Source organism: Nocardioides marinquilinus (assembly GCF_039543705.1).
Classification (GTDB): Bacteria; Actinomycetota; Actinomycetes; order Propionibacteriales; family Nocardioidaceae; genus Nocardioides; species Nocardioides marinquilinus.
This window is the reverse complement of sequence record NZ_BAABKG010000003.1, coordinates 560,835-587,550: the sequence shown is the minus strand read 5'-3', so window position 1 is coordinate 587,550 and position 26,716 is coordinate 560,835. Positions and strand designations below refer to the sequence as shown.

Genomic DNA, 26,716 nt, shown 5'->3' with positions numbered 1-26,716 from the left:
CGGCCCGACTCATCGCGGCAGGTCGAGCCAGTCCGGCGCGGCCGCGGTGAACGAGGCGGGACTGAGGACGCCGGCACCGGCCGGCAGCACGCCGACGAGCGGGACGCCGGTGACCCGCGGCAGGTCGTCGCGGTTGCACCGCTCGGCGAGGCCGGGCTCGGCCGGCCACGACCCGATGACCAGGCCGGCGGCGTCGAGGCCCCGCGACCGCAGCGCGCCCACGGTCAGCTCGCTGTGGTTGAGCGTGCCGAGCCCGGCGGCGCACACCAGCACCACCGAGGTGTCGGGGTGGGTGGCCGTGAGGTCGGCGGCGAGGTCGAGCAGGGTGCCGCCGTCGGCGTCGAGCCGCACCAGCAGCCCGCCCGCTCCCTCGACGACCACCACGTCGTAGCCGGCCGCCTCCTCGCGCACCCGGGCGGCGTGGGCCGCCACGCGCGGGACGTCGACGCCCGCCCGGCGCGCCGCGGTGTCGGGTGCGAGCGGCTCGTCGAGCGTGGTGAAGGTGAGCACGTCGACGCCGGCGAGCCGGGCGACGGTGGCGGCGTCACCCGGGTCGTCGGCGGCGCCGGTCTGCACCGGCTTCACGACGAGCACGCGTCCCGGCAGCACGGTGGCCAGTGCCGCCGTCACGATCGTCTTGCCCACGTCGGTCGAGGTGCCCGTGACCACGACGAACCGCGTCACGCCACGCCCCCGGCGTGCTCCTTGACCACCGAGACCAGCACGTCGAGCGCGCGGGCCCAGGCGTCGTCCGGCAGGCCGGCGTTGACCGTGACCCGCAGCCGCGAGACGCCGTCGGGCACCGACGGCGGGCGGAAGCAGCCGACGCGCACGCCCTGGCCGAGCGCGGCCGCCTGGGCCGCCAGGGCGGCGTCCGGTGACGGCATCGGCACCGACAGCACCGCGCCCGCCGGCGGCTCGACGCCCAGCGAGGCGGCGAGGTCGTCGACCCGCTGCCGCACCCGGCCCGGCAGGTCGGGGGAGTCGCGCAGCAGCCGCAGGGCCGCGAGCGCCGCGCCCGCCGCGGCCGGTGCGAGGCCGGTGTCGAAGACGAAGGGCCGCGCCCGGTTCACCAGGTGCTCGCGCACCGCGGACGAGCCCAGCACCGCGCCGCCCTGGCTGCCGAGCGCCTTCGACAGCGTGGCCGTGACGACGACGTCGTCGCGGCCGGCGAGGCCCTCGCGCGCCACCAGACCGGGCCCGTGGACGCCGAGACCGTGCGCCTCGTCGACCACCAGCAGCGCCCCTGCCGCCGCGCAGGCGTCGGCCAGCTCGCGCAGGGGGGCGGCGTCGCCGAGCACGGAGTAGACCGACTCGACGACGACGAGCGCCCGTCGTCCGGCGGCCCCGGCGAGCGCCTGCCGCACCGCGGCGACCTCGCCGTGCGGCACCACCGTCACGCTCGCCCGCGCGAGCCGGACGGCGTCGATCAGCGAGGCGTGCACGTGGGCGTCGGAGACCACGAGGGTGTCGCGGTCGGCCAGCGCGGTGACCACGGCGAGGTTGGCGTGGTAGCCGGTCGACATCACCAGCGCGGTCGGCTGCCCGGTGTAGGCGGCCAGCTCGCGCTCGAGGTCGTCGTGCAGCGCGAGCGTGCCGGTCACCAACCGCGAGGCGCCCGCCCCGCCGCCCCAGGTGCGGGCCGCGTCGACCGCGCCCGCCACGACGTCGGGGTGCCGGGCCAGCCCGAGGTAGTCGTTGCCCGCCAGGTCGACGGCGTCGTCGTCCGGCGGTCGCGGCCGCAGCACCCGCCGCAGCGACGCCGCCTCGCGCGCCGCGGCCTGCTCGGCCAGCCACTCGTCCCAGGACGCGCCCGTCATCCGGCCGCCACCGCCGCCCGCACGCCGGCGCAGATGCGGGCGACGTCGTCGTCACTGCACGCGTAGGGCGGCATCGTGTAGACGAGGTCGCGGAACGGGCGCAGCCACACGCCCTCGGCCAGCGCCGCGTCGGTCGCCGCGACGAGGTCGACCGGGTGGTCGAGCTGCACCACGCCCACCGCGCCGAGGGTGCGGACGCCGGCCAGCCCGGCCAGCCCGGCCAGCCCGTCGGCGAGCCCGCGCTCGATGCGTCGCACGTCGTCGCGCCAGCCGCGCGCCTCGAGCAGGTCGAGCCCGGCGAGCGCCACGGTGCAGGCCAGCGCGTTGCCCATGAAGGTCGGGCCGTGCATGAGCGCCCCGGACTCCGAGGCCGAGACGTCGGCGGCCACCTCGGCCGTGCACAGCACCGCCGCCAGCGTCAGGTAGCCCGCGCCGAGCGCCTTGCCGACGCACATCACGTCGGGCACGACGCCGGCGTGGTCGGCGGCCCACAGCTCGCCGGTGCGTCCGAACCCGGTGGCGATCTCGTCGAGCACCAGCAGGAAGCCGTGCCGGTCGGCGGTCTCACGCAGCGTTCGCAGGCACGCCGGGTCGTAGACCCACATGCCGCCCGCGCCCTGCAGCACCGGCTCGACGACGATCGCGGCCACCTCGTCGGCGTGGGCGGCCGCGAGCGCCTCGAACGCGGCGGCCCAGCCCGCGACGTCCCCGCCCGGCGCCGGCGGCCGCGGGGCGAAGACCTGCTGCGCCAGCACGCCCGTCCACATCGCGTGCATGCCGCCGTCGGGGTCGCACACGCTCATCGCGCCGAACGTGTCGCCGTGGTAGCCGCCGCGCACCGTGAGCACCCGGGTGCGCCCGGCCCGGCCGCGGCCGCGCTGGGCCTGCAGCGCCATCTTGAGCGCGACCTCCACGCTCACCGAGCCCGAGTCGGCCAGGAAGACCCGCTCCAGCCCCGCCGGCGCCAGCGCCACCAGCCGCTCGGCCAGGCGGACGGCGGGCGCGTGCGTCAGCCCGCCGAACATCACGTGGGCGAAGTCGACCGACCGCAGCGCGGCGTCCAGCTCGGGCACGCCGTAGCCGTGCACCGCCGCCCACCACGACGACATCCCGTCGACGACCTCGCGGGTCCTACCCCCGTCGTCGAGCGTGAGGTGGACGCCGCGCGCCCCGGTGACCACCCGCACCGGCGCCGGGTCGGTCATCGACGCGTAGGGGTGCCACAGGTGCTCGCGGTCGTAGTCGAGCAGCGTCATGGGTGGGTCACGCGTTGGGCGCGACCACGGTGCCGGCGCCGCGGCGACGCTTGGCCGGGTCGACCGAGCCCCGCGCCCCGTCGGCGTCGTCCTGCGACCCGAGCACGACGAACCCGTGGTCGGCGATCAGCTCGAGGTCGGCCTGCGCGGCCTGGCCCTCCGAGGTCAGGTAGTCGCCGAGGAAGATCGAGTTGGCGACGTGCAGCGCCAGGCCCTGCAGCGAGCGCAGGTGCATCTCGCGGCCGCCGGCGATGCGCACCTCGCGGTCGGGGCACACGAACCGCGCCATCGCCAGGATCAGCACGCACCGCGCGGGCGTGAGCTCCCAGGTGTTCTCGAACGGGGTGCCGTCGAAGGGCATCAGGAAGTTGACCGGGATCGAGTCCGACTCGAGCTCGCGCAGCGCGAACAGCGCCTCGACCAGCTGCTCGTCGGTCTCGCCGAGACCCGCGATCAGGCCGCTGCACGGCGACAGGCCGGCCTGCTTGGCCTTGGCGACGGTGTCGACGCGGTCGGCGTAGGTGTGGGTCTGCACGATCTGGTCGTGGTGGCTCTCGGCGGTGTTGATGTTGTGGTTGTAGGCGTCGACGCCGGCGTCGCGCAGCCGCTCGGCCTGGCCGTCCTTGAGCAGCCCGAGGCAGGCGCACACCTCGACCTCGGGGTGCTCGGTCTTGAGGGTGCCGACCATGTCGGCGACGCGCTCGACGTCCTTGTTCGTGGGGCCGCGGCCGCTCGAGACCATGCACACGCGGGTGGCGCCGCCCTTGAGGCCCGCCGCCGCCTGCTCGAGCGCCTCCTCGGTCGAGAGCCACTTGTACTTCAGGATGTCGGCCGTCGAGCCCAGCGCCTGGCTGCAGTAGTTGCAGTTCTCCGGGCACAGGCCCGACTTCAGGTTGACCAGGTAGTTGACCTTGACGGTGTTGCCGAAGTGCTCGCGCCGCAGCCGGGCGGCGGCCGCGACGACGTCGAGCAGCTCGTCGTCGTGGGCCCGCAGCACCGCGAGCGCGTCGTCCTCGGTGGCCGGCTTGCCGGCGAGGACCTGGTCGGCGAGCTGGTCGAACCGCGAGGTCATGCGCGTCAGTATGCCGACCCGCCCGGACGGGTCCGCTCGGTGTCCGCCCGCCACCGCAGAGTCCCGGCCCTCGCGGGTGGTCGTCCCTGGGGCCCGGGACGGCGGGCTCCCTAGCGTCCGGCTCGCCGCAACCGACCGCCAGCCAGCCAGGAGCCCACCGTGAACGCCCGTCCCGCCCGCCGCCCCGCCGCCCTCTCCGCCCTCGGCGTCGCCCTCGCCGCCACCAGTGCCCTCTCCGGGACGGCGCACGCCGCCCCGGCGCCCACTGCCGGCCCCGCTGAGGCAGCCCCGTCGGTGCAGGCGGCCGCCGTGCCCGGCAGCCTGCTGTTCGTGCGCGACCACGACGTGTGGATCGCCCGCGCCGACGGCACCGGCGCCCGCGCCGTCACCGCCGACGGCACCGCGTCGTCGGCGTACCGCACCCCGACCCAGGCCGACGACGGCACCATCGTCGCGGCGCGCGGCTCGGTCATCGTGCGGATGACGCCCGCCGGCCGCGTGCTCAACCGCCTCGACCCGCCCGCGATCGAGGACTCGACCGGCTACCCGCTGAAGACCAACCTGACCGACACCGCGGTCTCGCCCGACGGCCGCCACGTCGCCTACACCTACGCCCACCACTCCTGCGCGCCCGGCGCCGGCTGCTACTACCGCTCGGTCACCGGCTTCACCCGCGCCGACCGGCTCACCGACCCCGCCCAGTACGGCGAGTCGTACTACGACGCCCCGGCGTGGATCAGCGACACCCGCACCGTGCAGGGCGGCGGCGGGGGAGTGACGGTCAACCTGCAGGACCTCGGCAGCGACCCGGTGCGCTGGTTCAGCGACGTCGAGACCGGCGGGGGAGGGGACGACCTCTACGACCCGGCCGTCTCGACCGCCGCCGGCCTCTACGCCGCCGTGCGCGGCTACGGCGCCGGCACCCACATCGCCTGGTACGACCTCACCGCCGACCCGACCCGCGGGACGCCGTCCGCGCCGGCCATCAAGTGCGCCACCAGCGACGACCCCAGCCTCGGCAGCCCCACCTTCTCCGCGGACGGCGGCGTGCTGGCCTGGCAGGAGGGCCGCGACGTGTGGGCCACCTCCGATCCGTCGCGCTGCGACCACCAGCCGCGGGTGTGGCTGACGAACGCGAGCGACCCGGCCTTCTCGGCCGCCCGCTACACCGTGCCCGCGCCCGAGCTCGTCGCGCGGCCCACCGTCAGCGGCACGCCGAAGGCTGGCGCCACGATGCGTGCCAGGCCCGGCTCCTGGGCCGCCGCGACGTCGTACGCCTACCGCTGGCTGCGTGACGGCCGCCCGGTCGTCGGCGCGACCCGCGCGACCTACCGGCTCACCAAGGCCGACGCCGGCCGCCGGGTCTCGGTCGTCGTCACCGCCCGCGGCGTCGGCGGCACCGCGAGGGCCACCTCGAACCCGGTGCGCGTGCGCCGCTGACCGCCGCGGCTCACACGTCGTCGAGGCGCACCGTGCCGCCGGTGCGCCAGTAGACGCCGTCCTCGCGGGTCAGGAACCCCTCGTCGACGAGGTAGCGGCGCAGCGCGGCGTGGTCGTCGTGGAACCGGGTCAGCCGGGCGACCACCTCGCGCTCGGGGTACGTCACCCCGAGCTCGAACTCCTGCGCCAGACGGTCGAGCACGACCAGCAGCTTGGCGTGCTTGCGGGGGATGTCCATGAGCCGGCCCTCGGCGCTGAGGAAGCGGGGGAGGACGACGGCGGGGTCGAGCGGGTCGCGCTGGTCGGGCACCCCGCGAACCTAGGACGGCGGCCCGACCCGCGTCGCCCCGGTTTCGGCCGATCGTGCGGCTGGTCGTGCGGGATGACCCGTTCGGCCGAGCCCCGGATCGGCCGAACCGATCACCCGCCTGGGCGTTGACATCAACTATCTCTACTAACTTGGTAGTGAATGATCCGTCCGTTCCAGAGGAGCAGCATGACCACCACCCCGACTCGGCCCGACGCCGTCCCGAGCTCCACCTCCGCCGGCTCGCCGGTCCGCCCCGGCTCGCCCGAGCTGCGGGCCCTGCTCGACCGCATCTCGGTCGACGCCGACGTGCGCGACCGCGACCGCGTCCCGCCCTTCGAGCAGATCGAGTGGGTCAAGCAGGCCGGGCTCGGCCGCCTGCGCGTGCCGGTCGCCGAGGGCGGCGCCGGCGCGAGCATCCGCGAGCTGTTCGCGACGCTGATCCAGCTCGCCGAGGCCGACTCGAACGTCGCGCACATCCTGCGCACGCACTACTGGTTCGTCGAGCAGCAGCTCGTGGCCACCGACCCCGAGGCCCGCGCCCGCGGGCTCGCGCTGATCACCGCCGACCAGCTGGTCGGCAACGGCTTCAGCGAGCAGAGCCGCCGCGCGGTCGGCCTGTCGTTCGACACCACGATCGAGCGCGACCCCGCCGGCGGCTACCGGCTGCGGGGCGAGAAGTTCTACTCCACCGGCACGCTCTACTCCGACTACACCCAGATCTGGGCCTCGGTGCCCGACGGCACCATCGCCGGCGCCGTCATCCCCCTCGACCGCGACGGCGTCACCGTCGAGGACGACTGGGACGGCTTCGGCCAGCGCCTCACCGGCACCGGCACGACCCGCCTGGACGACGTCCACGTGCGCGAGGAGGAGTTCTTCGACCTCGGCGACCCGGCCGAGCTCGACCCCGGCTACAACGGCGCCTTCCTGCAGCTGTACCTGCAGGCCGTGACCGCGGGCATCCTGCGCAGCGTGCGCAACGACGCCGTCACCTGGGTGCAGCGCCGCGCCCGCAACTTCGCACACGCCGGCGCCGGCTCGGCCGCCGAGGACCGCCAGGTGCTGCAGGTGGTCGGCGAGATCTCGGCCGACGCGTTCGCGGCCGAGGCCATCGTGCTCGCTGCGGCCGACGTCATCCAGGACGCCTACGACTCCGTGGTCGACGGTGCCCCCACCCCCGAGGCCACCGAGGCCGCGCAGCTCGCCGCCGCCCAGGCCAAGGTCGCGATCGACCGGTTCTCCTACGCCACCGCGGCCAAGCTGTTCGACGTCGGCGGCGCCTCGGCGACCCAGCGCATCCACAACCTCGACCGGCACTGGCGCAACGCGCGGACGGCGTCCACGCACAACCCGACGTTCCTCAAGGCCTCCGCGATCGGCGACCACGCCGTCAACGGCGCGTCGTTCCCCAACAACGCCTACTTCTGAGCAGGAGCCCCCACATGTCTTCGGTAGGACTCCTCTTCGTCGGCGCGGTGCTGTTCGTCAACGGTCTGCTGCTGCTCGGCCGCGTCGACGCCAAGACGGCCGGCGTGTTCAACCTCTTCGTCGGTGCGCTGCAGACCGCGATCCCCTTCTACGTGATCGCCACCGCCGACACTCCCGACGCGGTGCTCGGGGCGGCCGGCGTGTTCATGTTCGGCTTCACCTACCTCTGGATCGGCATCAACAACCTCGCCGGCTTCGACGGCCCGGGCTTCGGCTGGTACTCGGCGTGGGTGGCGGTCATGGCCGTCGGCTTCGGCGCGACCAGCGTGGTGCGCTTCGACGACGTCGCGGGCGGGCTGCTGTGGTTCCAGTGGGCCGTGCTGTGGGCGATGTTCTTCGTCGTCATCGGCCTCGGGCGCGCACAGTTCACCACCGTGACCGCCTGGCTGACGCTGGTGATGTCGTTCACCACCTGCACCGTGCCGGCCTTCGTCTACCTGCTCGGCGAGCCGCTGCCGGTCTGGGCGGTCGTCGCCTCGATCCTCGTCACCGCCGCGGCGCTCGCGCCGCTGGCGCTGCGGGCGGTGCGGGCCGGGACGACCCCGCCGGTCGTCGCCGCTCCCGTCGAGGAGCGGGTGCCGGTCGCGGTGTAGCTCAGCGCCGACCCGCGACGGTGGCCTCGACTCGGGCGAGGTCACCGGCGCCGACGAGCTCGCGAGGCAGCGCGACGGGTCGGCCTACCCCCGGAGAGCGAACGACCACCATGTCGCGCGGGGCGCGCTCGGAGTCGGACCGACGAGCCGGGCCGCATCGGCGATCTCGGACACCGCGCGTCGTAGGCCGCCCGGCTCAGGAGGCGTTGATCCGGGCGACGGCCTCGTCGGGGAACAGTGCGCGCGGGAAGACCGCCTGGCCGCCGAGGCCGTCGGTGGCCAGGAAGACGAACTCGCCGCGGGCGCGGGCCTTGCGCAGGTCGCGGTAGGCCACCCGGGTCTCGCCGACCGGCGTCCGCAGCACGAGCTCGTCGTCGCCGAAGCCCGACTCGAGGACGGCGTCGTCGGGGTAGCGCAGGCGGGCCGAGACGTAGGCCTGCCGGTAGCCCACCGCCACCGTGAACAGGACGGTGAAGGCCAGCAGGACGACGACGACCAGCGCGACGCCGCGGATCGCGTCGCCGAGCGGGGTCCAGCCCCGGGTCAGCTCGCGATCGAGCAGCGCGAACGCGACGATGGCGGCGTAGAAGAGAAGGTGGCCGCGCGAGACCAGGGCGAAGCGCGCCGAGGCCCACGAGACGCGTCGGCGGTAGTCGGCGTCGGCGACGAATCGGTGGGTCAGCGGGATGTCGCTCACGCGATGTCCTCGTCGGCGGTCTCGACCGCGTCGAGCAGCCGCTCGCAGGCCGCGAGCAGCCGCGTCCGCAGCGGTGCGCCCCGCTCGGCGAACCCGGCCTGCGCGGCGGCGTACTCGCGCTTGCCGTCGGCGGTCTCGATGCGCACCGGTGCGAACGCGCCGTCGTCGAGGTCGGCGAGGTCGTAGGGCGAGGCGCGCATGTCGAGCACCCGGATGTCGCGCGCGAGCTCGAAGCAGTCGGCCACCAGCTCGGAGGCGACCAACGGACCGAGCCGGAAGGCGTGCTTGTAGAGGTCCATGCCGGCGTGCAGGCACCCCGGCTGCTCGAAGGCCGGACGGTCGCCGGGGCCGGGGGAGAGGGCGTTGCGTGGGCGCGCGGCGTCGGTGAAGAAGCGGTAGGCGTCGAAGTGCGAGCAGGCGATGCGGTGCCCCTCGACCACCTCGTCGGTGCCGGCCGCGCCGAGCCGCAGCGGCCAGGCCGCGTGGCGGGTGGGGTCGTCGCCGAGCCGGTAGACCATCGCCCACTCGTGCAGCCCGAAGCAGCCGAGGTTCGCCGGCCGGGACGCCGTGGCGGCCAGCAGCCGCGCGGTCGCCTCGACGAGCGGACGTCGCGCGACGACGTCGTCGAGCGAGGCCACGGCCGGCGCGTCGTCGCCCTCGCAGACCACCCCGAAGCCGGGCGACCAGCGCCGCAGGTGCGCGGGCCGGTGGGAGTAGTAGCCGAACAGGAAGTCGTGCACCGGGTGCTTCACGCCGGCACGTCGCCGGGCCAGGTGGTCGCCGACCAGCGCGTGGACCCGCGCCTCGTGCGCCGTCCGCCGCGCCTGCCACGCCGCCCGCGTCAGGCGGGTCGGGGCGAGCGGATCGGCGGTGCGCACGCCCGCCAGCGTAGGTGTCCCGCACGCTGACCCGTCAGACATGTCTGACGGGTCAGCGTCGCTGGCGACGAGACGCGCCGGGGGTCGCGAGAACTGGACACATGAAGCAATCGAGGTGATAACTTCTGCCTATCATAGTGATCTAGTCTTCTTACGCACCTGCATCGACCTGACGGAGGAACCCCGCATGTGGCTCGTCGCCGCCTTCGCCCTCGCCGGCGGACTCGCCCAGCTCGTCGACGGCACGCTCGGCATGGGGTTCGGGGTCACCTCGGCCACCGTGCTGCTCGCGCTCGGCGTCGCGCCGGCCGCGGCCAGCGCGGCCACCCACGCGGCCAAGCTGCCCACCACGCTCATCTCGGGCCTCGCGCACTGGCGTGAGGGCAACGTCGACCCGCGCATCCTGCTCCGCATCGCGGTGCCCGGCGCGGTCGGCGGCTTCCTCGGTGCGGTCGTGCTCACCAACATCAGCCTCGAGTCGGCCAAGTCGTGGATGGCGGGGCTGCTCATCTTCTTCGGCCTGGTGATCCTGGTGCGCTTCGGCGCCGGCATGCGCCTCGTGCCCGCGATCCCCGGCGGCAACAGCGCCAAGGTGCTCTCGCCCATCGGCCTGCTCGGCGGCTTCGTCGACGCCACCGGCGGCGGTGGCTGGGGCCCCGTGCTCACCCCGAGCCTGATGACCGTCACCCGGCACGAGCCCCGGCGCGTCGTCGGCACCGTCAACGCCGCCGAGTTCGTCGTCGCGGTCTCGGTCTCGCTCGGCTTCGTCTTCGGCACCGCCCACCAGGACATCCCGTGGCTGCCGGTGCTCGGCCTGGTCGCCGGCGGCGTCGTGGTCGCCCCGTTCGCCGCCAAGCTGGCCGGCCGGCTGCCCCACGCCCCGATGGGCGTCATGGTCGGCGGCCTGGTGATCCTGGTCAACGCCGTCACCGTCGTCGCCGCCGTGGTCGGCGACCTCCCCGGCTGGCTCGACGCCACCTTGATCGTCGTCTGGATCAGTTTGGTGGCCGAGGTGGCCCGCCGCGCCTGGGACCGCGAGAAGGCCGAGCGCCGCGCCGGCGTCCCGGCCGACGTCCCCGCCTGAGGCCGGGCCGCGCACCGGCCACGCCCTAGGCTCGCGGTGTGCGCATCGCGAGGTTCACGACGGGTGGCGAGCCGCAGTACGGCGTCGTCACGGGCGAGCTCGACGAGAACGGGGAGCCGGACGACGACGCCAGGATCGTCGCCATCGCCGGCGACCCGCTGTACGCCGGCGTCACGCCGCGCGACGAGGAGCACCGGCTGGCCGACGTCCGGCTGCTCGCGCCCGTCCTGCCGCGCAGCAAGATCGTCGGCATCGGCCGCAACTACGCCGCCCACGCCGCCGAGCTGGGCAACGAGGTGCCCAGCGAGCCGCTGATGTTCCTCAAGCCCAACACCAGCGTGGTCGGCCCCGGCGACCCGGTCTTCTACCCGCGGCAGAGCCACGAGGTGCACTACGAGGGCGAGCTCGCCGTGGTGATCGGGCGCATCTGCCGCGACGTCCCGGCCGAGCAGGCCACCGACGTCATCCACGGCTACACCATCGCCAACGACGTCACCGCCCGCGACCTGCAGCGCAGCGACGGCCAGTTCACCCGCGCCAAGGGCTTCGACTCCTTCTGCCCGCTCGGGCCCTGGATCGAGACCGACCTCGACCCGCAGGCCTTCGCCGACGGCCTGTCGGTGCGCACCTTCCTCAACGGGGACGTCGTGCAGGACGGCTCGACCTCCGACCTCATCTTCGACGTCCCGACGCTGGTGGCCCACGTCTCGAGCGTGATGACGCTGCTGCCGGGCGACGTCATCCTCACCGGCACGCCCGAGGGCGTCGGGCCGATGCAGGTCGGCGACGAGGTCGAGGTGGCGATCGAGGGGCTCGGCTCGCTCGCGAATAGGGTCGTCTCCCGTGACTGAGACCCCCGTCCGCGTCCGCTTCCCACCCTCGCCCACCGGCAGCCCGCACGTCGGCCTGGTGCGCAGCCTGCTGTTCAACTGGGCCTTCGCCCGCCACCACGGCGGGCAGCTGGTGCTGCGCGTCGAGGACACCGACGTCGCCCGCAACACGCAGGAGTCCTACGACGGCCTGTTCGACCTGTTCGGCTGGCTCGGCCTCGACTGGGACGAGGGCCCGGACGTCGGCGGCCCGCACGCGCCCTACCGCCAGTCCGAGCGCGGCGAGATCTACCGCGACGCGCTGGCCCGGCTCGCCGAGGGCGGCCACACCTACCGCTGCTACTGCACCACCGACGAGGTCGCCGCGCGTCGCCAGGCGTCCGGCTCGAAGGACATGGGCTACGACCGGTTCTGCCGCGAGCTCAGCGACGAGCAGGTCGCCGCGTTCGAGGCCGAGGGTCGCGCGCCCGTCGTCCGGTTCAAGATGCCCGACGGCGAGATCGCCTTCGACGACCTCGTGCGCGGCCGCGTCTCGTTCCACTCCGACCACGTGCCCGACCCCGCCCTCGCCCGCGCCAACGGCGACCCGCTCTACACGCTGGTCAACCCCGTCGACGACGCGCTGATGGAGATCACCCACGTGCTGCGCGGCGAGGACCTGCTCTCGAGCACCCCGCGCCAGGTGCCCTTGTTCGAGGCGCTGCAGCAGGTCGGCATCGGCACCGGCCCGCCGATCTACGGCCACCTGCCCTACGTGATGGGCCAGGGCAACAAGAAGCTCTCCAAGCGCGACCCCGAGGCGCACGCGCTGGCCTACCGCGACCAGGGCTACCTGCCCGAGGGGCTGCTCAACTACCTCGCCCTGCTCGGCTGGGCCATCGCCCCCGACCGCGACGTGTTCACGATGGCCGAGATGGTCGAGGCCTTCGACATCGCCGACGTGAACCCCAACCCGGCGCGCTTCGACCTCAAGAAGGCCGACGCCATCAACGCCGCCCACATGCGGCTGCTCTCCACCGAGGAGATCACCCACCGGGCGCTGCCGTTCCTCAAGGCCGCCGGCGTCGTCTCCGACCCGGTCTCCGACGCCGACGCGCAGCTGCTCGAGCTGGCGATGCCGCTGGTGGCCGAGCGCATCAACAAGCTCACCGAGGCCGTCGACATGCTCGGCTTCCTCTTCGTCGACGAGGCCGACTTCACCCGCGACCCCGCCGACGTCGAGAAGCTGCTGGACGCCGACGACGGCGCCGGGCGCGACGTCGTCCGCGCCGCCCACGACGCGCTGGCCGGGCTCGAGACGTGGTCGACCGACGCCATCCAGACCGCGCTGCAGACCGCGCTGGTCGAGGAGCGCGGCCTCAAGCCGCGGGTGGCATTCGGGCCGGTGCGGGTCGCGGTGACCGGACGACGCGTCTCGCCGCCGCTGTTCGAGTCCCTCGAGCTGCTGGGCCGCGAGCGCGGCCTCGCGCGGTTGGCGGGTGCGCTGGCGTGAGCACGTGAGCGGCGGGGAGCCTGACGGTCCGGACGGCGTCGAGTACCACCGGCTGCCCACGGCCGGCCGCAGCGGCCCGGGCTGGGGCGTGCTGGCGATCGTCGCGGCCGTCGTCGGGTTCCTCGTCGCGCAGCTCGTGGTGGCCACGGGCTTCCAGGTCTACTACGCCGTCACCGGCGCCGACGTGCGTGACTCCTTCGACGCCCTGCTCGACACCGACGCCCTGACGCCGGCCGGCCTGGCCTTCGTGCTGCTGGCCATCACCGCCGCCATCCCGTTCATGATGGTGGCCTACCGCCTCGTCATCGGGCTGCCGGTGGGCTGGCTGATGTCGGTGGCCCGGCGGATGCGCTGGCGGTGGCTGCTCGTCTCGCTCGGGGTCGGCGTGGCCGCGCTCGTCTTCAAGATCGTGCTGGCGGCCGTCGTCCCGGCGGGCGACCTGTCGACCACCGAGACGACGTCGGCGAACGACGTCACCCGCACCACCGTGGCGTTCCTGGTCGTCATCGTGCTGTTCGTGCCGCTGCAGGCCGCGGCCGAGGAGTACGTCTTCCGCGGCCTGATGCTGCAGGGCTGTGGCACGTTGGTCGCGAACGCGGTGGTGTCGAAGGTGGTCGCGGTCGTGGTGCCCGCCGTCGTGTTCGCGCTGTTCCACGGCAGCCAGAGCGTGCCGGTCTTCATCGACCGCCTGGCGTTCGGCGTCGCCGCCGGCATCCTCGCCATCGCCACCGGCGGGCTCGAGGCCGCGATCGCCTTCCACGTCGCGAACAACTGGATCGCGTTCCTCGTGACGCTGTTCTTCGGCGACATCACGACCGCGCTCAACCCCACCGGTGGTGACGGCTGGGACGTCGTCGTCTCGGTGGTCTCGGCCGCGGTGTTCGTGCTCATGGCCGTCGGCGCGGCGCGCGCGATGGGCCTCACGACCCGTGCGGTCCGAACCGAATTGGTGGGCCCCGTGGCTCGCGTGTAACGTCTGTGGTCGGTTCTCCGGACCGCCCCGTCGGGCGGTCGGTGAGGATCATGCTGAAGTAATTCAGTGGGATATGGTGTAATTGGCAGCACGACTGGTTCTGGTCCAGTTAGTCAAGGTTCGAGTCCTTGTATCCCAGCGGAACGGGTGGCGATTTGTCGCCCGGCCAACGTGATCTGTAGGTTCACGTGCGTTCCCAGCCCCCGTCGTCTAGTGGCCTAGGACGCCGCCCTCTCAAGGCGGTAGCGCCGGTTCGAATCCGGTCGGGGGTACCACACCTTTCTCGGTGACTACCCTGTCGTGGGTGCACCGCATCTTCACCACGAGCGTGGCCTCGGTCTACCCGCACTACGTCGCGAAGGCCGAGCGGAAGTGTCGGACGCAGGCCGAGGTCGACCAGGCCATCACGTGGCTCACCGGCTTCGACGACGCCCAGCTCACCCACCACCTCGAGGCCGGCACGACGTTCGCCGACTTCTTCGATACCGCCACCCTCAACCCCGCCGTCGACCAGATCACCGGCTCGGTGTGCGGCGTGAAGGTCCAGGAGGTCGAGGACCCCCTCATGCGCCGCATCCGCTACCTCGACAAGCTCGTCGACGAGATCGCGAAGGGCCGCCCCATGGCGAAGGTCCTACGCTCGCCCGTCGGCTGACCCCACGGCCGGCTGTCCGAGGCCGGCCCAGCCGCACGGACCCTCAGTTTGTCGAATGGCCCCGACGGTCGATGCGGACGGTCGCGTCGACCTCCCGGGGTCTCGACGACGGCCTCGCGCAGACGCTCGGCCCGCTCGACCACCGGCCCTCGAGGCCAGCCCAGCCGCACGGACCCTGAGCTTGTCGAAGGGCCCCGACGGTCGATGCGAACGTTCGCGTTGACCTCTCGGGGTCTCGACGACGGCCTCGCGCAGGCGCTCGGCCTGCTCGACCACCGGCCCTCCGAGGCCAGCGCAGCGACACGGACCCTGAGCTTGTCGAAGGGCCCAGACGGTCGATGCGGACGTTCGCGTTGGCCTCCCAGGGTCTCGACGACGGCCTCGCGCAGACGCTCGGCCTGCTCGACCACCGGCCTTCGAAGGCGAGCGCAGCCACACGCACCCTGAGCTTGTCGAAGGGCCCTGACGGTCGATGCGGACGTTCGCGTCGACCTTCCGGGGGTCTCGACGACGGCCTCGCGCTGACGCTCGGCCTGCTCGACCGCCGGTGGTCGAGCAGCGAGCCCCAGCGAGTGACGTAGAAACCACTGGCCCTCCACGGGAACCTTCTCGACGACGGCCTCACGCAGACGCGAGCCCTACCTCGGCAGACTGGGGTGTGACCCGTGCGCGGCCCGACGTCCGGCTGCGACCGCTGCGTGCCGCGGACGCCGTGACCATCGCCGGGTGGGCGGCCGACCCGGAGTTCCGGCGTGCGGCCGATTGGGGGAGCGAGCGCACCGTGGCCGACCTCGAGCAGTTCCATGCCCGGCTGATCGCGGAGCCGCCGGCGTCGCTGCTGCGGCTCGGGGTGGAGCACGAGGGCGTCCTGGTCGGCTATGTCGACCTGCACGGCGAGGAGCCCGGCCGCCGCGAGCTGGGCTTCGTGATCGGCGGGCGCGAGCGGTGGGGCGACGGTCTCGGCCGCGCGGCGGCGTCCGCCGCACTCGACCTCGCCTTCGACGTCCTTGGTCTGACCGAGGTGACCGCCCAGGCCGACCCGGACAACCATCGATCCGTCGCCGTCCTGCGCCGCCTGGGCCTGACCGAGACCGCGGCCACCGATGGACGGCTCTCCTTCCGCCTGGTCGCCGAGGCCCGGCCGCGCGGGGAGGCCTGACGCACCCGCGCCGACCTGCCGCGGACTCGGGGATCAGCCGCGGGCGACGAGCCGGCTCCAGGGCCAGTCGCCCCGGGCGGTCTGCGGCGCGATGTCGACGTCCCCGCCGCGTCGCTCGGTGATCAGGCGGACCCGCAGGGCGCTGTAGTCACCTCCGCGCAGGCACCGGGAGGGCAGGCGCACCCGGACGACGTCGCGGCGCGCGTTCCAGTCGGTCGTCAGGGCGCGGCACGGTCGCCGGTCGTCGCTGCTGATGATCCGGTTGCGGTCGCCGTCCGCCCGGTGCTGGCTGGCGATGATGAAGATCTCCCGCTTCGACGCGCCCTGCGGCTTCACCCAGATCGCCAGGTCGCCGGTGACGACGCGACGCATCGAGACGTCGACGACCAGCGCCCGCTCGTTGTTCGCCACCCGCACCGAGGTGATGTCGAGCCGCGGCCCCTGGGTGCCGTCACGGTCGGGGTCGTCGATACGGATCGTGGCCGCCTGCGCCGGCGCGGACACGGCGACGAGAGCGGCGACGGCCAGGACGGCGGCGAGGAGCGCGGCGAGCCCGGCGGCGGCGCGCGTGGGGAGCGTCATGCGCGGACGGTAGGGCCCACGCCATCCGTCCGGCCTCACCCGTGGGGTGACGCGCCGGCAGACGGCGGGAACTCAGACGCAGAGGCCGGCGGCGGCGCGATCGGCGGCGTCGTCCTGCTTGGTCTTCTTGTCGTCGTCGTCGGTCTTCTCGGTGCCGACGCCCGAGTCGGCGGCGATGCTGCCCTCGGTGAAGTCCTTGCCGAGCTGCTCGTCGTCGATGATGCGCTGCCACAGCTTGTCGGCGGCGTCGGTCCACACCAGCGTGACCATCGGGTTGGCCGGGTCGGGGGCGATCGGCACGGTGATGAACTTGATCTTGTCGAGCCCGGTGTCGCGGAACTCCATCGCGAGGTCGAACAGCTTGCCGACGCTGTCGAGCTTGTCGTCGACCTGGATCGAGGACGTCACGGCGTTGAGGAAGGCGTTGACCTTCCCCGGCTGGCTGAGCACGTCGGCCGAGAACACCTTGTTGATCATCGAGGCGATGAAGGCCTGCTGGCGCTTCATGCGGCCGATGTCGCCGGTCACCGAGAGCACGTAGCGCTCGCGCACGTAGTTGAGCGCGTCCTGGCCGGTGAGCACCTGGGTGCCGGCGTCGAGGTAGATGTCGTGCTTGGGGTCGTCGACCTCCTCCGGGATGCAGACCTCGACGCCGTCGACCGCGTCGACCATGTCCTTGAAGCCGTTGAAGTCGAGCACCAGGAAGTGGTCGATGTAGACGCCGGTGAGGGCCTCGACGGTCTGCACCGTGCACTGCGCGCCGCCCACCTGGAACGCGGTGTTGAAGCGGACGCCGTCCTCGCCGGGCACGTTCTCGCCGTCGATCTTGCAGTCGGGCCGGTCGATGATCGCGTCGCGCGGCAGGCTGACGCCGTAGGCGTGGCTGCGGTCCTGCGAGACGTGGAGCAGGATGACGGTGTCGGAGCGCTGGCTGCCGTCGCGGTTCTCGCCGTCGATGCCGTTGCCCTTGCCGACGCGGGTGTCGGAGCCCATCACGAGGATGTTGAGCGGCTGGTCCTCGGCCTTCTTGCTCACGCCGGCCGGCAGCGTCTTCTCGACCTTGTGCTCGATCGTCTCGCCAGGCGCGATGTTGTCGTTCCAGCCCTTGTGCACGAAGTACGCGACGCTGACGGTCGCGAGCGCGACGACGAGCTGGGTCGCCACGATCGTCAGCCACACCGCGCGCCGGTGCCGGCGGGTGGTCGGCCGGCGCGGCGCAGGGGTGTCGCTGGGGGACTGGTCGCTCACGGGCCTCATCCTCTCAGGTACCTGGTAGGGGGGAGACGGAACGACGCAGGTCGCGGGTTGCCCGGCCCGGTGTCCGTTTTCCGCGTGAACCGGCGACCGACCGCCGTCATGATGGACGTCGTGAGCACCAGCGCCCCCGACGCCCCGAGCCCCACGGGCGCCACCTGGCTCGACGCCGAGGCCTGCCACCGGGCCGTCAAGGCCCGCGACCGTCGCTTCGACGGCGTCTTCTACACCGCGGTGCGCACCACCGGCATCTACTGCCGGCCGTCGTGCCCGGCCCGCACGCCGGCCCCCGGCAACGTCACCTTCCACCCGACCGCCGCCTCCGCCCAGGCGGCCGGCTACCGGGCGTGCAAGCGGTGCCTGCCGGACGCCGTCCCCGGCAGCCCCGACTGGGACGTCGCCGCCGACGTCGCCGGGCGGGCGATGCGGCTGATCGCCGACGGCGTCGTCGACCGCGACGGCGTTCCAGGCCTGGCGGCCCGCATCGGCTACACGCCGCGGCACCTGACGCGCATCCTGACCGCCGAGCTCGGCGCCGGGCCGCTCGCGCTCGCCCGGTCGCGGCGCGCGCAGACCGCCCGGGTGCTCATCGAGACCACCGAGCTCGGGTACGCCGAGATCGCGTTCGCGGCGGGGTTCAGCAGCGTGCGGCAGTTCAACGACACCGTGCGCGAGGTCTACGCCGCCAGCCCGACCGAGCTGCGCGGACGCCGGGGCGGACGCCGCACCCCCGGCGCGGTGACGATGCGGCTCGCCGTCCGCACGCCGTTCGCCGGGCGCGCGCTGCTCGACTTCCTCGCCTACCACGTGGTGCCGGGAGTCGAGCTGGCCGGCGACGGCTGGTACGCCCGCACCCTCGACCTGCACCACGGTCCGGGCACGGTGCGGCTCGAGATCGACGACGCGCTCGAGGCCGGCCAGACGGCGTTCGTCACCGCCGCGTTCCGGCTCACCGACCTGCGCGACACCACCGCCGCCGTCGAGCGCACCCGCCGGCTGCTCGACGCCGACTGCGACCCGCTCGCGGTCGCCGACCACGTCGCGGGCGATCCCATCCTCGGCCCGCTCGGACGACGCACCCCCGGCCTGCGGCTGCCCGGCCAGGTCGACGGCGACGAGACGGCGGTGCGCACCGTGATCGGCCAGCAGGTCAGCGTCGTGGGGGCCCGCACCGTGACCGGACGCGTCGTCGCCGCGCACGGCCGACCGGTCGAGACCGGCGTCCCGGGCCTGACCCACCTGTTCCCGACCGCGGCCGCGCTCGCCGAGGTCGACCCGACCACGCTGCCGATGCCGCGGGCGCGCGGGCGCGCCCTGGTGGGACTCGCCGCCGCGCTGGCGGCCGGCGACGTCGTCCTCGACCGCGGCACGGACCGCGACGAGGTGCGCGCGGCGATGCTGGCGCTGCCCGGCATCGGACCGTGGACCGCCGACTACGTCGCCATGCGGGCCCTGGCCCACCCCGACGTCTTCCTGCCCACCGACATCGGCGTGCGCAACGCCCTGCGCAACCTCGGTCACGACCCCGCCGAGGTGCTCACCCGCACCGACGCGTGGCGGCCCTGGCGCTCCTACGCCCTCATGCACCTGTGGAACACGCTCATGCCCGCCACCTCGACCGACCCGATCGGAGCCTGACCATGTGGACCGTCATCGACTCACCCGTCGGCGAGCTGCGCCTCGTCGAGCTCGACGGCCACCTGACCGCCATCGAGTTCTCTCCCTTCCGCGACGCCACCGCCAACCGCGGCCGCCCGCTCGGCGTCCGCCGGGACGACGCCCCGCTGCTCGTCGAGACCGCCCGGCAGCTGCGGGCCTACTTCGCCCGCGACCTCAAGGAGTTCGACCTGCCGCTCGCCCCCAGCGGCTCGACGTTCCAGCAGCAGGTCTGGCACGAGCTGCGTCGGATCGGCTACGGCGAGACCGCCACCTACGGCGAGGTCGCCCACCGCCTCGGCCGCACCAACGCCGCCTCCCGCGCCGTCGGCCTGGCCAACGGCAGCAACCCGATCCCCATCGTCGTCCCGTGCCACCGCGTCATCGGCGCCAACGGCACCCTCACCGGCTACGCCGGCGGCCTCGAGCGCAAGCAGCTCCTCCTCGGCCTCGAGCAGGATGCGCTGTTCTGACGTCGCGGGGGCGGCGGCAGGAGTCACCGGTGATCCGGTGACTCCTGACGTTCTCGGCCGATGCTCCGGCTGAGAACGATAGGAGCCGGCTGAGAAGGTCGACGTTCGCGCGGCCGTCGTCTGGTCGGACGGCGCCTGTCGGCCGCCCCGGGCCGGCCGTCGTCCACAGGCCGTCGACGCCCCGGTTTGTCCCCAGCCCGACCTCGGGCACCCCGAGCTGCATGACCGCGACACCGCCGCGCCGTGCCGCGGATGACCCACGCCACGCGCCGATCGCGCTCCGACGCGAGCTGCTGGCCGTCGGCCACAACGACCGATCGATCGCCCGCATGCTCGGGTCGGGCGACCTGGCCCGGGTGCGGTGGGGCGCCTACGTCGACGGGCCGACCTGGGCCTCGCTCGACGATGTCGGCCGGCACGGCCTGCGCACGCGCGCGGCGGTGAGACAGGCCAACGCGGACGTCGTCGTCTCGCACCTCTCGGCCGCCGTCGAGCACGACGTGCCGACGTGGGGACTCGACCTCTCCGAGGTCCACCTGACGCGCACCGACGGCCGCGCCGGGCGCCGAGAGCGAGGCATCGCGCAGCACTGCGGTCTCATCGAGGACGGCGACGTCGTCGAGCTGAACGGGCTGTCGGTCATGAGTCCGACGCGCACAGCGCTGGAGGTGACGACCGCGGCCGGCCTGGAGTCCAGCCTGGTCGTGGTCAACCACCTGCTGCACCACGAGCTGACGACGGCCGACGCGCTCGCGGCGCGGGCGACGTCCATGCGGGACTGGCCGGGGACCTTGCGCACCCAGCTGGTTCTCACGCTCGCGGACGCGCGCATCGCCTCGCCCGGGGAGTCGCGGTGTTGGCACCTGTTCTTCCGCGGCAGCCTGCCGATGCCCGAACCGCAGTACGCGGTGCGAGACGAGACCGGCGCGGTCGTCGCGATCGTGGACTTCGCCTGGCCCGAGCTCGGGGTCTTCCTCGAGTTCGACGGCAAGGTGAAGTACGAGAAGCTGCTGCGCAAGGGTGAGCGCTCCAGCGATGTCGTCGTCCGGGAGAAGCGGCGCGAGGAGCTGATCGTCCGGCTCACGGGTTGGCGGTGCATCCGCCTGATCTGGGCCGAGCTCGAGCGCCCGACGCAGACGGCGGCGATGATCAACCAGGTGCTGCGGGAGCAGTCGGCGCGACGGGTCGCAGCCGGGTGGAAGCCCGCCTGACGGCACCCTTCTCAGCCGGTTACTGACGTTCTCGGCCGTTGCTACGGCTGAGAACGTCAGGAGTCACCGGTGATCCGGTGACTCCTGCGCACGAGCGAGCCGACTACTCCGCCGCCGCCCGCCGGAGCGACTCGGAGAGCCGGTCGGCGGCGGCGAGGACGGCGGGGGCGTGCATGCGGCCGGGCTGGCGCGAGAGGCGCTCGAGGGGGCCGGAGACGGAGACGGCGGCGACGATGCGGCCGCCGGGGGAGCGGACGGGGGCGCTGACGGAGGCGACGCCCTGCTCGCGCTCGCCGACCGACTGCGCCCAGCCGCGGCGGCGGATGCCGGACAGCGCGGCGGCGGAGAAGGCGGCGTTCTGCAGGCCGCGGTGCATGCGCTCGGGGTCCTCCCAGGCGAGCAGCACCTGCGCGGCGGAGCCGGCGCGCATGGTCAGCTGCGAGCCGACCGGGATGGTGTCGCGCAGGCCGGAGGGGCGCTCGGCGGCGGCCACGCACACGCGGTGGTCGCCCTGACGGCGCCACAGCTGCGCGGACTCGCCGGTGATGTCGCGCAGCCGGGCCAGCACGGGTCCGGCGGTGGCGAGCAGCCGGTCCTCGCCGGCGGCGGCCGACAGCTCGGCCAGCCGGGGCCCCAGCACGAAGCGGCCCTGCAGGTCGCGGGCCACGAGCCGGTGGTGCTCCAGGGCCACCGCGAGGCGGTGTGCGGTGGGCCGCGCCAGCCCGGTGCCGGCCACCAGACCGGCCAGCGTGGCCGGGCCGGACTCAAGCGCCGTGAGCACGAGAGCCGCCTTGTCGAGGACGCCGACGCCGCTGGAGTTGTCCATATGGCAATACTGCCGTCTCATTCCTCGGGACGCAAACGTAGGGTGTCCTCGACCAACCACCGCACGGAAGGGAACGCGTCGGATGGGCAAGACGCTGGCAGAGAAGGTCTGGGACGAGCACGTCGTCCGACCCGGCGGCGACGACGGCGGGCCCGACCTGCTCTACATCGACCTCCACCTCGTGCACGAGGTGACCAGCCCCCAGGCCTTCGACGGCCTGCGGCTGGCCGGACGCCGGGTGCGGCGTCCCGACCTCACCCTCGCCACCGAGGACCACAACGTCCCGACGCTCGACTGGGACAAGCCGATCGCCGACCCGGTCTCGCGCACGCAGGTCGAGACGCTGCGCCGCAACGCCGAGGAGTTCGGTGTGCGGCTGCACCCGCTCGGCGACATCGAGCAGGGCATCGTGCACGTCGTCGGGCCGCAGCTGGGGCTGACCCAGCCGGGCATGACGATCGTGTGCGGCGACAGCCACACCAGCACCCACGGCGCGTTCGGCGCGCTCGCCTTCGGCATCGGCACCAGCGAGGTCGAGCACGTGCTCGCCACGCAGACGCTGCCGCAGGCGAGGCCGAAGATGATGGCTGTCACCGTCGAGGGCAGCCTGCCCGACGGCGTCACGGCCAAGGACCTGGTGCTCACCCTCATCGCCCACACCGGCACCGGCGGCGGCCAGGGTTACATCGTGGAGTATCGCGGCCCCGCCATCGAGGCGCTGTCGATGGAGGGCCGGATGACGGTCTGCAACATGTCGATCGAGTGGGGCGCCAAGGCCGGGCTCATCGCGCCCGACCAGACCACGTTCGACTACCTGCAGGGCCGTCCGTCGGCGCCGCAGGGCGCCGACTGGGACGCCGCCGTCGAGCACTGGACCGGCCTGCGCACCGACCCCGACGCGGTCTTCGACGAGGAGATCGTGCTCGACGCCTCGACCATGACCCCCTTCGTCACCTGGGGCACCAACCCCGGCCAGGGCGTGCCGCTCGGCGCCAGCGTGCCGAGCCCCGAGGACTTCGACGACGACCAGGACCGCGTCGCCGCCGAGAAGGCCCTGGAGTACATGGCCCTCGAGGCCGGCACCCCGATGCGCGAGATCAAGGTCGACACCGTCTTCGTCGGCTCGTGCACCAACGGCCGCATCGAGGACCTCCGGCTCGCCGCCGAGATCGTCCGCGGCCGGCAGGTCGACGAGAGCACCCGGCTGCTCGTCGTCCCCGGCTCGGTGCGGGTGCGCCTGCAGGCCGAGGACGAGGGCCTCGACGTCATCTTCAAGGACGCCGGCGCCGAGTGGCGCGGAGCAGGCTGCTCGATGTGCCTGGGCATGAACCCCGACACCCTCGCCCCCGGCGAGCGCAGCGCCTCGACGTCGAACCGCAACTTCGAGGGACGCCAGGGCAAGGGCGGTCGCACCCACCTGGTCTCGATCCCGGTCGCGGCGGCCACCGCCATCCGCGGCACCCTCTCCTCGCCGGCTGACTTGGAGGCCCTGTGATGGACGCGTTCACCAGCCACACCGGCGTCGGCGTGCCGCTGCGCCGCAGCAACGTCGACACCGACCAGATCATCCCGGCGGTCTACCTCAAGCGCGTCACGCGCGACGGGTTCGAGGACGGGCTGTTCGCCGCGTGGCGCAACGACCCGACGTTCGTGCTCAACGACCCGGCGTACGCCGGTGGCTCGGTGCTCGTCGCCGGGCCCGACTTCGGCACCGGCTCGTCGCGTGAGCACGCCGTGTGGGCCCTGCAGAACTACGGCTTCCGCGTCGTGGTCTCGCCGCGCTTCGGCGACATCTTCCGCGGCAACGCGGGCAAGGCCGGCCTGCTGGCCGCCCGCGTCGACGAGAAGGTCGTCCAGCGGCTGTGGGACCACCTCGCCGAGCACCCGGGCGCCACGATCACGGTCGACCTCGAGTCGCGCACGGTGCGCGCGGGCGAGGGCGTCGACGCCATCGAGGATTCCTTCGACATCGACGACTACACCCGCTGGCGGCTGCTGGAGGGTCTCGACGACATCGGCATCACGCTCGGCCACGAGGCCGACATCTCCGAGTACGAGACGTCGCGACCGTCGTGGAAGCCCGCCACCGCCTGACCTGACGTCGACCCAGGTCGGCGTGGTCGATGCGGGGTCTCGAGGCTCGGCCGTGGCCGGCCTCGCACCTCGACCATCGTCGTCGGACGCCGGTCGAGGTGCGAGGAGCCCTGGCGGCGAGCCTCGAGACCACCGGCCCCGACACCCGGGACCGAGGTTCACCCCTCCGCGGGTGATCGCGGCGACGGGGGCGCAGGACGATGGGGGAGCGCCCCCACGCTCCGCACCTTCGAGAGGAACCCCGTGCCCGACATCGCCAGCAACGGCATCTCCCTGCACTACACCGACACCGGGGGCGGCGGGCGTCCCGTCGTCCTCATCCACGGCTGGCCGCTCAGCGGCCGCTCCTGGGCCGACCAGGAGGGCGCCCTCATCGAGGCCGGCTACCGCGTGGTCGCCTACGACCGCCGCGGGTTCGGTGCCTCCGACAAGCCCGAGTCGGGCTACGACTACGACACCTTCGCGGCCGACCTCGCGGGCCTGCTCGACGGGCTCGACCTCACCGACGTCACCCTCGTCGGGTTCTCGATGGGTGGCGGCGAGGTGGCCCGCTACCTCGGCACGCACGGCGACCGGCGGGTGCGCTCGGCCGTGCTGGCCGGCGCCGTCCCGCCCTACCTGCTCAAGACCGACGACAACCCCGACGGCGGTCTCGGGGACGACGACGTGCAGGGCATGATCGACGGCGCTCGTGCCGACCGCGCGGGCTTCCTCGACGGCTTCACGACGAACTTCTTCTCCGTCGACGGCGAGCTCAAGGTCACCGAGGACCAGCGGCAGCAGGCCCTCGCCCTGCAGCAGCCCGCCTCGGACGCCGCCCTGGTCGGCTGCATCGACGCCTTCGGGCGCACCGACTTCCGCGGCGACCTGGCGAAGGTCTCCGTGCCCACGCTGGTGATCCACGGCGACAGCGACGCGATCGTGCCGATCGAGGTGTCGGGACGCCGCTCGGCCGAGGCGATCGCGAGCTCGACGCTGGTCGTGGTCGAGGGCGCGCCGCACGGCTTCAACGTGAGCCACCGCGACGAGTTCAACGCCGCCCTGCTCGACTTCCTGGGCCGCTGACCCTTAGCGAGAGCACTGCTCTCGCCGCATGAGCCGGTGCGCCACGTCGTCACGCCGAGGGCTGATCTGCCTCAACGGCGGGGAAAAACCGCCGTTACCCCCGGCGTGGCGATTGTGGCGCCCCTCACTTGTGCCTAGCGTGCTGAGGAAAGTCGGGCACCGGCTCGGCGACGATGCAGCTCCGAGAGGGAAGACAGTGAACAAGTCACAGCTCGTCGACGCGCTGGCGGCGCGGTTCGACGGCAACCGCAAGCAGGCTGCGCACGCGCTCGAGTCCGTGCTCGACACGATCACCCGCGAGGTCGCCAAGGGCGAGAAGGTCGCCATCACCGGCTTCGGCTCGTTCGAGAAGCGGGTGCGCGAGGCCCGGTGGGTGCGCAACCCGCAGACCGGCGACCGCATCAAGGCGAAGAAGACCTCGGTGCCCAAGTTCACCGCCGGCGCCGACCTGAAGAACGTCGTCTCCGGGGCCAAGAAGCTGCCCAAGCTGACCGTCGCGGCCGCCGCCGCGCCGGCCAAGAAGGCGGCGAGCGCCGCCAAGAAGACCACGGTCGCGGCCGCGAAGAAGGCCGGCACCACGACCAAGGTCCTGCCCGACACGCAGCCCGCGACGAAGAAGACCGCCACGACCGCGAAGAAGTCGGCCACCAAGGCGCCCGCCACGAAGAAGGCGGCGACGACCCCGGCCAAGACGAGCGCCGCCAAGACCAGCGCCGCGAAGACGACGACGGCGAAGACCACGACGGCGAAGAAGACGGCCACGAAGACGGCGGCCAAGAAGGCCCCGGCGAAGAAGGCCCCGGCGAAGAAGTCCCCGGCCACGAAGTCCGCCGCGAAGAAGACCAGCGCCGCGAAGACGACGGCGACGTCGGCGACCGCCAAGAAGGCCCCGGCCAAGAAGACCGCCGCCAAGACCAGTGCGGCCAAGACCACCGCCGCCAAGAAGGCCCCCGCCACGAAGGCGACCACGAAGAAGGCCGCGGCCAAGAAGTCCTGACCACCGAGCGCCCCGACGGGCCGTCCTCCTCGCGGAGGGCGGCCCGTCGTCGTGCGCGGCTCAGCCGCTGGCGATCCGCGCCGTCGCCGGGCCGACGCCGATCAGCACGGCGGCCGCGAGGTCGTCGCCGTCGTCCACGTCGTGGCGCAGCGTGCGCAGCTCGCCCGGCACCGGCCACGCCCCGGCCGCGCGGTGCGCCGCCGCCGACCCCGCACCGAACGCGGGGTCGAAGCGGTGGGCGCTCGCGGTGTAGAGCACCGTGCCGGTGCCCGCGGCGTCGGCGACGTACGCCGCGGCGTCCGGCTGCCGTCGTAGGTGCTCGGCGACGGCGCCGAGCGCCGCGTCGAGGTCGGCCGGACGCAGCGCCGGCAGGTCGGCGAGGACGGCGACCGGTCGCGCGCCCGGCCAGCGGCGCACGGCCTCGGCCGCCCCCTGCCGCAGGGCCGGGTTGAGCCCGGAGGCGTCACCGTCGGGGATGGCGCCACAACCCTTCGCCACCAGGCGCGACCCCAGCGCGGCGTCGTCGGTGACGGCCAGGACGCCGCGCACCCGGCGGGCCGCCAGGCACGCCGCCGCGGTGTCGAGGGCGAACGCCTCGGCCAGGGCGTGGCGGCGCTCGCCGGCGGCCGCACCGAGCCGGCTCTTGCCCACCGCGGGGGGCTTGGCCGGCAGGACGACCACGAAGTCGGCGGAGTCGGCGGAGCCGGCGGGGGCGACGGAGCCGGCGGGGTCGGCGGGGTCGGCGGGGTCGACGGCGTCCGCGGGCTCCACGTCCCGATCCAACCAGCCGCCCCGCGGCGTCGCGGCACCG

At 73.6% G+C, this 26,716-nt stretch carries 27 protein-coding genes and 2 tRNA genes; 18 read left to right on the top strand and 11 right to left on the bottom strand.

All coding sequences use genetic code 11. From position 1 onward, the window contains the following. Nucleotides 1-9: 9 nt before the first annotated feature. The 4 genes from bioD to bioB are packed head-to-tail and all read right to left on the bottom strand — an operon-like array spanning nt 10 to nt 4,148. The gene (gene bioD, locus ABEA04_RS13915) at nt 10-684 is read right to left on the bottom strand and encodes a dethiobiotin synthase (RefSeq protein WP_345459497.1); all 675 of its coding nucleotides are present in this window, start codon (nt 682-684) and stop codon (nt 10-12) included. Continuing rightward, nucleotides 681-1,820 (bottom strand): 8-amino-7-oxononanoate synthase, encoded by a 1,140-nt coding sequence (locus ABEA04_RS13910; protein ID WP_345459496.1) that lies wholly within the window; start codon nt 1,818-1,820, stop codon nt 681-683. The genes bioD and ABEA04_RS13910 overlap by 4 nt, the downstream gene beginning before the upstream one ends. Continuing rightward, nucleotides 1,817-3,076, bottom strand: a complete 1,260-nt coding sequence (locus ABEA04_RS13905) for an adenosylmethionine--8-amino-7-oxononanoate transaminase (RefSeq protein WP_345459493.1) — start codon at nt 3,074-3,076, stop codon at nt 1,817-1,819. The genes ABEA04_RS13910 and ABEA04_RS13905 overlap by 4 nt, the downstream gene beginning before the upstream one ends. Before the next feature lie 7 nt (nt 3,077-3,083). After that, on the bottom strand, nt 3,084-4,148 hold the full coding sequence (bioB, locus tag ABEA04_RS13900; RefSeq protein WP_345459490.1) for a biotin synthase BioB: 1,065 nt from the start codon (nt 4,146-4,148) through the stop codon (nt 3,084-3,086). Nucleotides 4,149-4,307: 159 nt separating this feature from the next. Between bioB and ABEA04_RS13895 the strand changes: the two genes are divergently transcribed. After that, the gene (locus tag ABEA04_RS13895; RefSeq protein ID WP_345459487.1) at nt 4,308-5,588 is read left to right on the top strand and encodes a TolB-like translocation protein; all 1,281 of its coding nucleotides are present in this window, start codon (nt 4,308-4,310) and stop codon (nt 5,586-5,588) included. A 10-nt stretch (nt 5,589-5,598) separates the two neighbouring features. Here ABEA04_RS13895 and ABEA04_RS13890 read toward each other — a convergent pair whose 3' ends face one another. After that, nucleotides 5,599-5,898 carry a DUF2087 domain-containing protein gene (locus ABEA04_RS13890; RefSeq protein ID WP_345459484.1) on the bottom strand — a complete coding sequence of 100 codons (300 nt, stop codon included), beginning with the start codon at nt 5,896-5,898 and terminating at the stop codon, nt 5,599-5,601. A gap of 186 nt (nt 5,899-6,084) precedes the next feature. On the opposite strand from ABEA04_RS13890, the gene ABEA04_RS13885 reads away from it, so the two are divergent. Together ABEA04_RS13885 and ABEA04_RS13880 are read left to right on the top strand one after the other, a co-directional pair. Continuing rightward, the gene (locus tag ABEA04_RS13885) at nt 6,085-7,326 is read left to right on the top strand and encodes an acyl-CoA dehydrogenase family protein (protein ID WP_345459481.1); all 1,242 of its coding nucleotides are present in this window, start codon (nt 6,085-6,087) and stop codon (nt 7,324-7,326) included. Nucleotides 7,327-7,340: 14 nt separating this feature from the next. Then, on the top strand, nt 7,341-7,979 hold the full coding sequence (locus tag ABEA04_RS13880) for an AmiS/UreI family transporter (RefSeq protein ID WP_345459478.1): 639 nt from the start codon (nt 7,341-7,343) through the stop codon (nt 7,977-7,979). 196 nt (nt 7,980-8,175) lie between these two features. Here the strand turns inward: ABEA04_RS13880 and ABEA04_RS13875 are convergent, their stop codons facing one another. Both ABEA04_RS13875 and ABEA04_RS13870 read right to left on the bottom strand, forming a co-directional pair. Next, complete coding sequence (locus tag ABEA04_RS13875; protein ID WP_345459475.1) at nt 8,176-8,676, bottom strand: hypothetical protein; 501 nt, start codon at nt 8,674-8,676, stop codon at nt 8,176-8,178. Continuing rightward, entirely contained in the window at nt 8,673-9,554 is an 882-nt protein-coding gene (locus ABEA04_RS13870) for a 3-methyladenine DNA glycosylase (RefSeq protein ID WP_345459472.1), read from the bottom strand. Before ABEA04_RS13870 ends, ABEA04_RS13875 begins: the two co-directional genes overlap by 4 nt. Nucleotides 9,555-9,741: 187 nt before the next feature. Between ABEA04_RS13870 and ABEA04_RS13865 the strand changes: the two genes are divergently transcribed. The 8 genes from ABEA04_RS13865 to ABEA04_RS13830 all read left to right on the top strand — a co-directional run bounded on the left by ABEA04_RS13865 (nt 9,742) and on the right by ABEA04_RS13830 (nt 15,747). Continuing rightward, nucleotides 9,742-10,638, top strand: coding sequence for a sulfite exporter TauE/SafE family protein (locus ABEA04_RS13865; RefSeq protein ID WP_345459469.1), 897 nt, complete (start codon nt 9,742-9,744; stop codon nt 10,636-10,638). Between the two features lie 38 nt (nt 10,639-10,676). Continuing rightward, a complete protein-coding gene (locus ABEA04_RS13860) occupies nt 10,677-11,489 on the top strand; it encodes a fumarylacetoacetate hydrolase family protein (protein ID WP_345459466.1) in 813 nt (270 codons plus the stop codon). Beyond that, nucleotides 11,482-12,960 (top strand): glutamate--tRNA ligase, encoded by a 1,479-nt coding sequence (gltX, locus tag ABEA04_RS13855; RefSeq protein WP_345459463.1) that lies wholly within the window; start codon nt 11,482-11,484, stop codon nt 12,958-12,960. The genes ABEA04_RS13860 and gltX overlap by 8 nt, the downstream gene beginning before the upstream one ends. A gap of 4 nt (nt 12,961-12,964) precedes the next feature. Continuing rightward, nucleotides 12,965-13,933 carry a CPBP family glutamic-type intramembrane protease gene (locus ABEA04_RS13850; RefSeq protein ID WP_345459460.1) on the top strand — a complete coding sequence of 323 codons (969 nt, stop codon included), beginning with the start codon at nt 12,965-12,967 and terminating at the stop codon, nt 13,931-13,933. A 67-nt stretch (nt 13,934-14,000) separates the two neighbouring features. Next, nucleotides 14,001-14,072 (top strand) — tRNA-Gln (locus tag ABEA04_RS13845). 60 nt (nt 14,073-14,132) lie between these two features. Continuing rightward, nucleotides 14,133-14,208: transfer RNA gene (locus ABEA04_RS13840), tRNA-Glu, on the top strand. 29 nt (nt 14,209-14,237) lie between these two features. After that, nucleotides 14,238-14,588, top strand: a complete 351-nt coding sequence (locus tag ABEA04_RS13835) for a DUF2200 domain-containing protein (RefSeq protein WP_345459457.1) — start codon at nt 14,238-14,240, stop codon at nt 14,586-14,588. Nucleotides 14,589-15,246: 658 nt separating this feature from the next. After that, entirely contained in the window at nt 15,247-15,747 is a 501-nt protein-coding gene (locus tag ABEA04_RS13830) for a GNAT family N-acetyltransferase (RefSeq protein ID WP_345459454.1), read from the top strand. A gap of 33 nt (nt 15,748-15,780) precedes the next feature. Here the strand turns inward: ABEA04_RS13830 and ABEA04_RS13825 are convergent, their stop codons facing one another. Beyond that, complete coding sequence (locus ABEA04_RS13825; protein ID WP_345459450.1) at nt 15,781-16,329, bottom strand: hypothetical protein; 549 nt, start codon at nt 16,327-16,329, stop codon at nt 15,781-15,783. A gap of 72 nt (nt 16,330-16,401) precedes the next feature. Beyond that, complete coding sequence (locus tag ABEA04_RS13820) at nt 16,402-17,577, bottom strand: LCP family protein (protein ID WP_345459447.1); 1,176 nt, start codon at nt 17,575-17,577, stop codon at nt 16,402-16,404. Nucleotides 17,578-17,697: 120 nt separating this feature from the next. Between ABEA04_RS13820 and ABEA04_RS13815 the strand changes: the two genes are divergently transcribed. The 3 genes from ABEA04_RS13815 to ABEA04_RS13805 all read left to right on the top strand — a co-directional run bounded on the left by ABEA04_RS13815 (nt 17,698) and on the right by ABEA04_RS13805 (nt 20,923). Beyond that, nucleotides 17,698-19,221 (top strand): AlkA N-terminal domain-containing protein, encoded by a 1,524-nt coding sequence (locus tag ABEA04_RS13815; RefSeq protein ID WP_345459444.1) that lies wholly within the window; start codon nt 17,698-17,700, stop codon nt 19,219-19,221. A gap of 2 nt (nt 19,222-19,223) precedes the next feature. Next, nucleotides 19,224-19,712 (top strand): methylated-DNA--[protein]-cysteine S-methyltransferase, encoded by a 489-nt coding sequence (locus ABEA04_RS13810; protein WP_345459441.1) that lies wholly within the window; start codon nt 19,224-19,226, stop codon nt 19,710-19,712. A gap of 221 nt (nt 19,713-19,933) precedes the next feature. Then, on the top strand, nt 19,934-20,923 hold the full coding sequence (locus tag ABEA04_RS13805) for a hypothetical protein (protein ID WP_345459438.1): 990 nt from the start codon (nt 19,934-19,936) through the stop codon (nt 20,921-20,923). 103 nt (nt 20,924-21,026) lie between these two features. Here the strand turns inward: ABEA04_RS13805 and ABEA04_RS13800 are convergent, their stop codons facing one another. Continuing rightward, the gene (locus tag ABEA04_RS13800; RefSeq protein ID WP_345459435.1) at nt 21,027-21,749 is read right to left on the bottom strand and encodes an IclR family transcriptional regulator; all 723 of its coding nucleotides are present in this window, start codon (nt 21,747-21,749) and stop codon (nt 21,027-21,029) included. Nucleotides 21,750-21,831: 82 nt separating this feature from the next. Here ABEA04_RS13800 and leuC point away from each other — a divergent pair, with 82 nt between their 5' ends. The 4 genes from leuC (at nt 21,832) to ABEA04_RS13780 (ending at nt 25,905) form a co-directional block, all read left to right on the top strand. Beyond that, nucleotides 21,832-23,244: a 3-isopropylmalate dehydratase large subunit gene (leuC, locus tag ABEA04_RS13795; RefSeq protein ID WP_345459432.1), complete on the top strand. Its 1,413-nt coding sequence runs from the start codon at nt 21,832-21,834 to the stop codon at nt 23,242-23,244. Then, complete coding sequence (gene leuD / locus ABEA04_RS13790; protein ID WP_345459429.1) at nt 23,244-23,843, top strand: 3-isopropylmalate dehydratase small subunit; 600 nt, start codon at nt 23,244-23,246, stop codon at nt 23,841-23,843. The genes leuC and leuD overlap by 1 nt, the downstream gene beginning before the upstream one ends. Before the next feature lie 243 nt (nt 23,844-24,086). Continuing rightward, complete coding sequence (locus ABEA04_RS13785; RefSeq protein ID WP_345459427.1) at nt 24,087-24,908, top strand: alpha/beta fold hydrolase; 822 nt, start codon at nt 24,087-24,089, stop codon at nt 24,906-24,908. Between the two features lie 196 nt (nt 24,909-25,104). Next, nucleotides 25,105-25,905, top strand: a complete 801-nt coding sequence (locus tag ABEA04_RS13780; protein WP_345459425.1) for an HU family DNA-binding protein — start codon at nt 25,105-25,107, stop codon at nt 25,903-25,905. A gap of 60 nt (nt 25,906-25,965) precedes the next feature. Here ABEA04_RS13780 and cofC read toward each other — a convergent pair whose 3' ends face one another. Further along, nucleotides 25,966-26,676, bottom strand: coding sequence for a 2-phospho-L-lactate guanylyltransferase (gene cofC, locus ABEA04_RS13775; protein WP_345459423.1), 711 nt, complete (start codon nt 26,674-26,676; stop codon nt 25,966-25,968). Nucleotides 26,677-26,716: the final 40 nt, after the last annotated feature.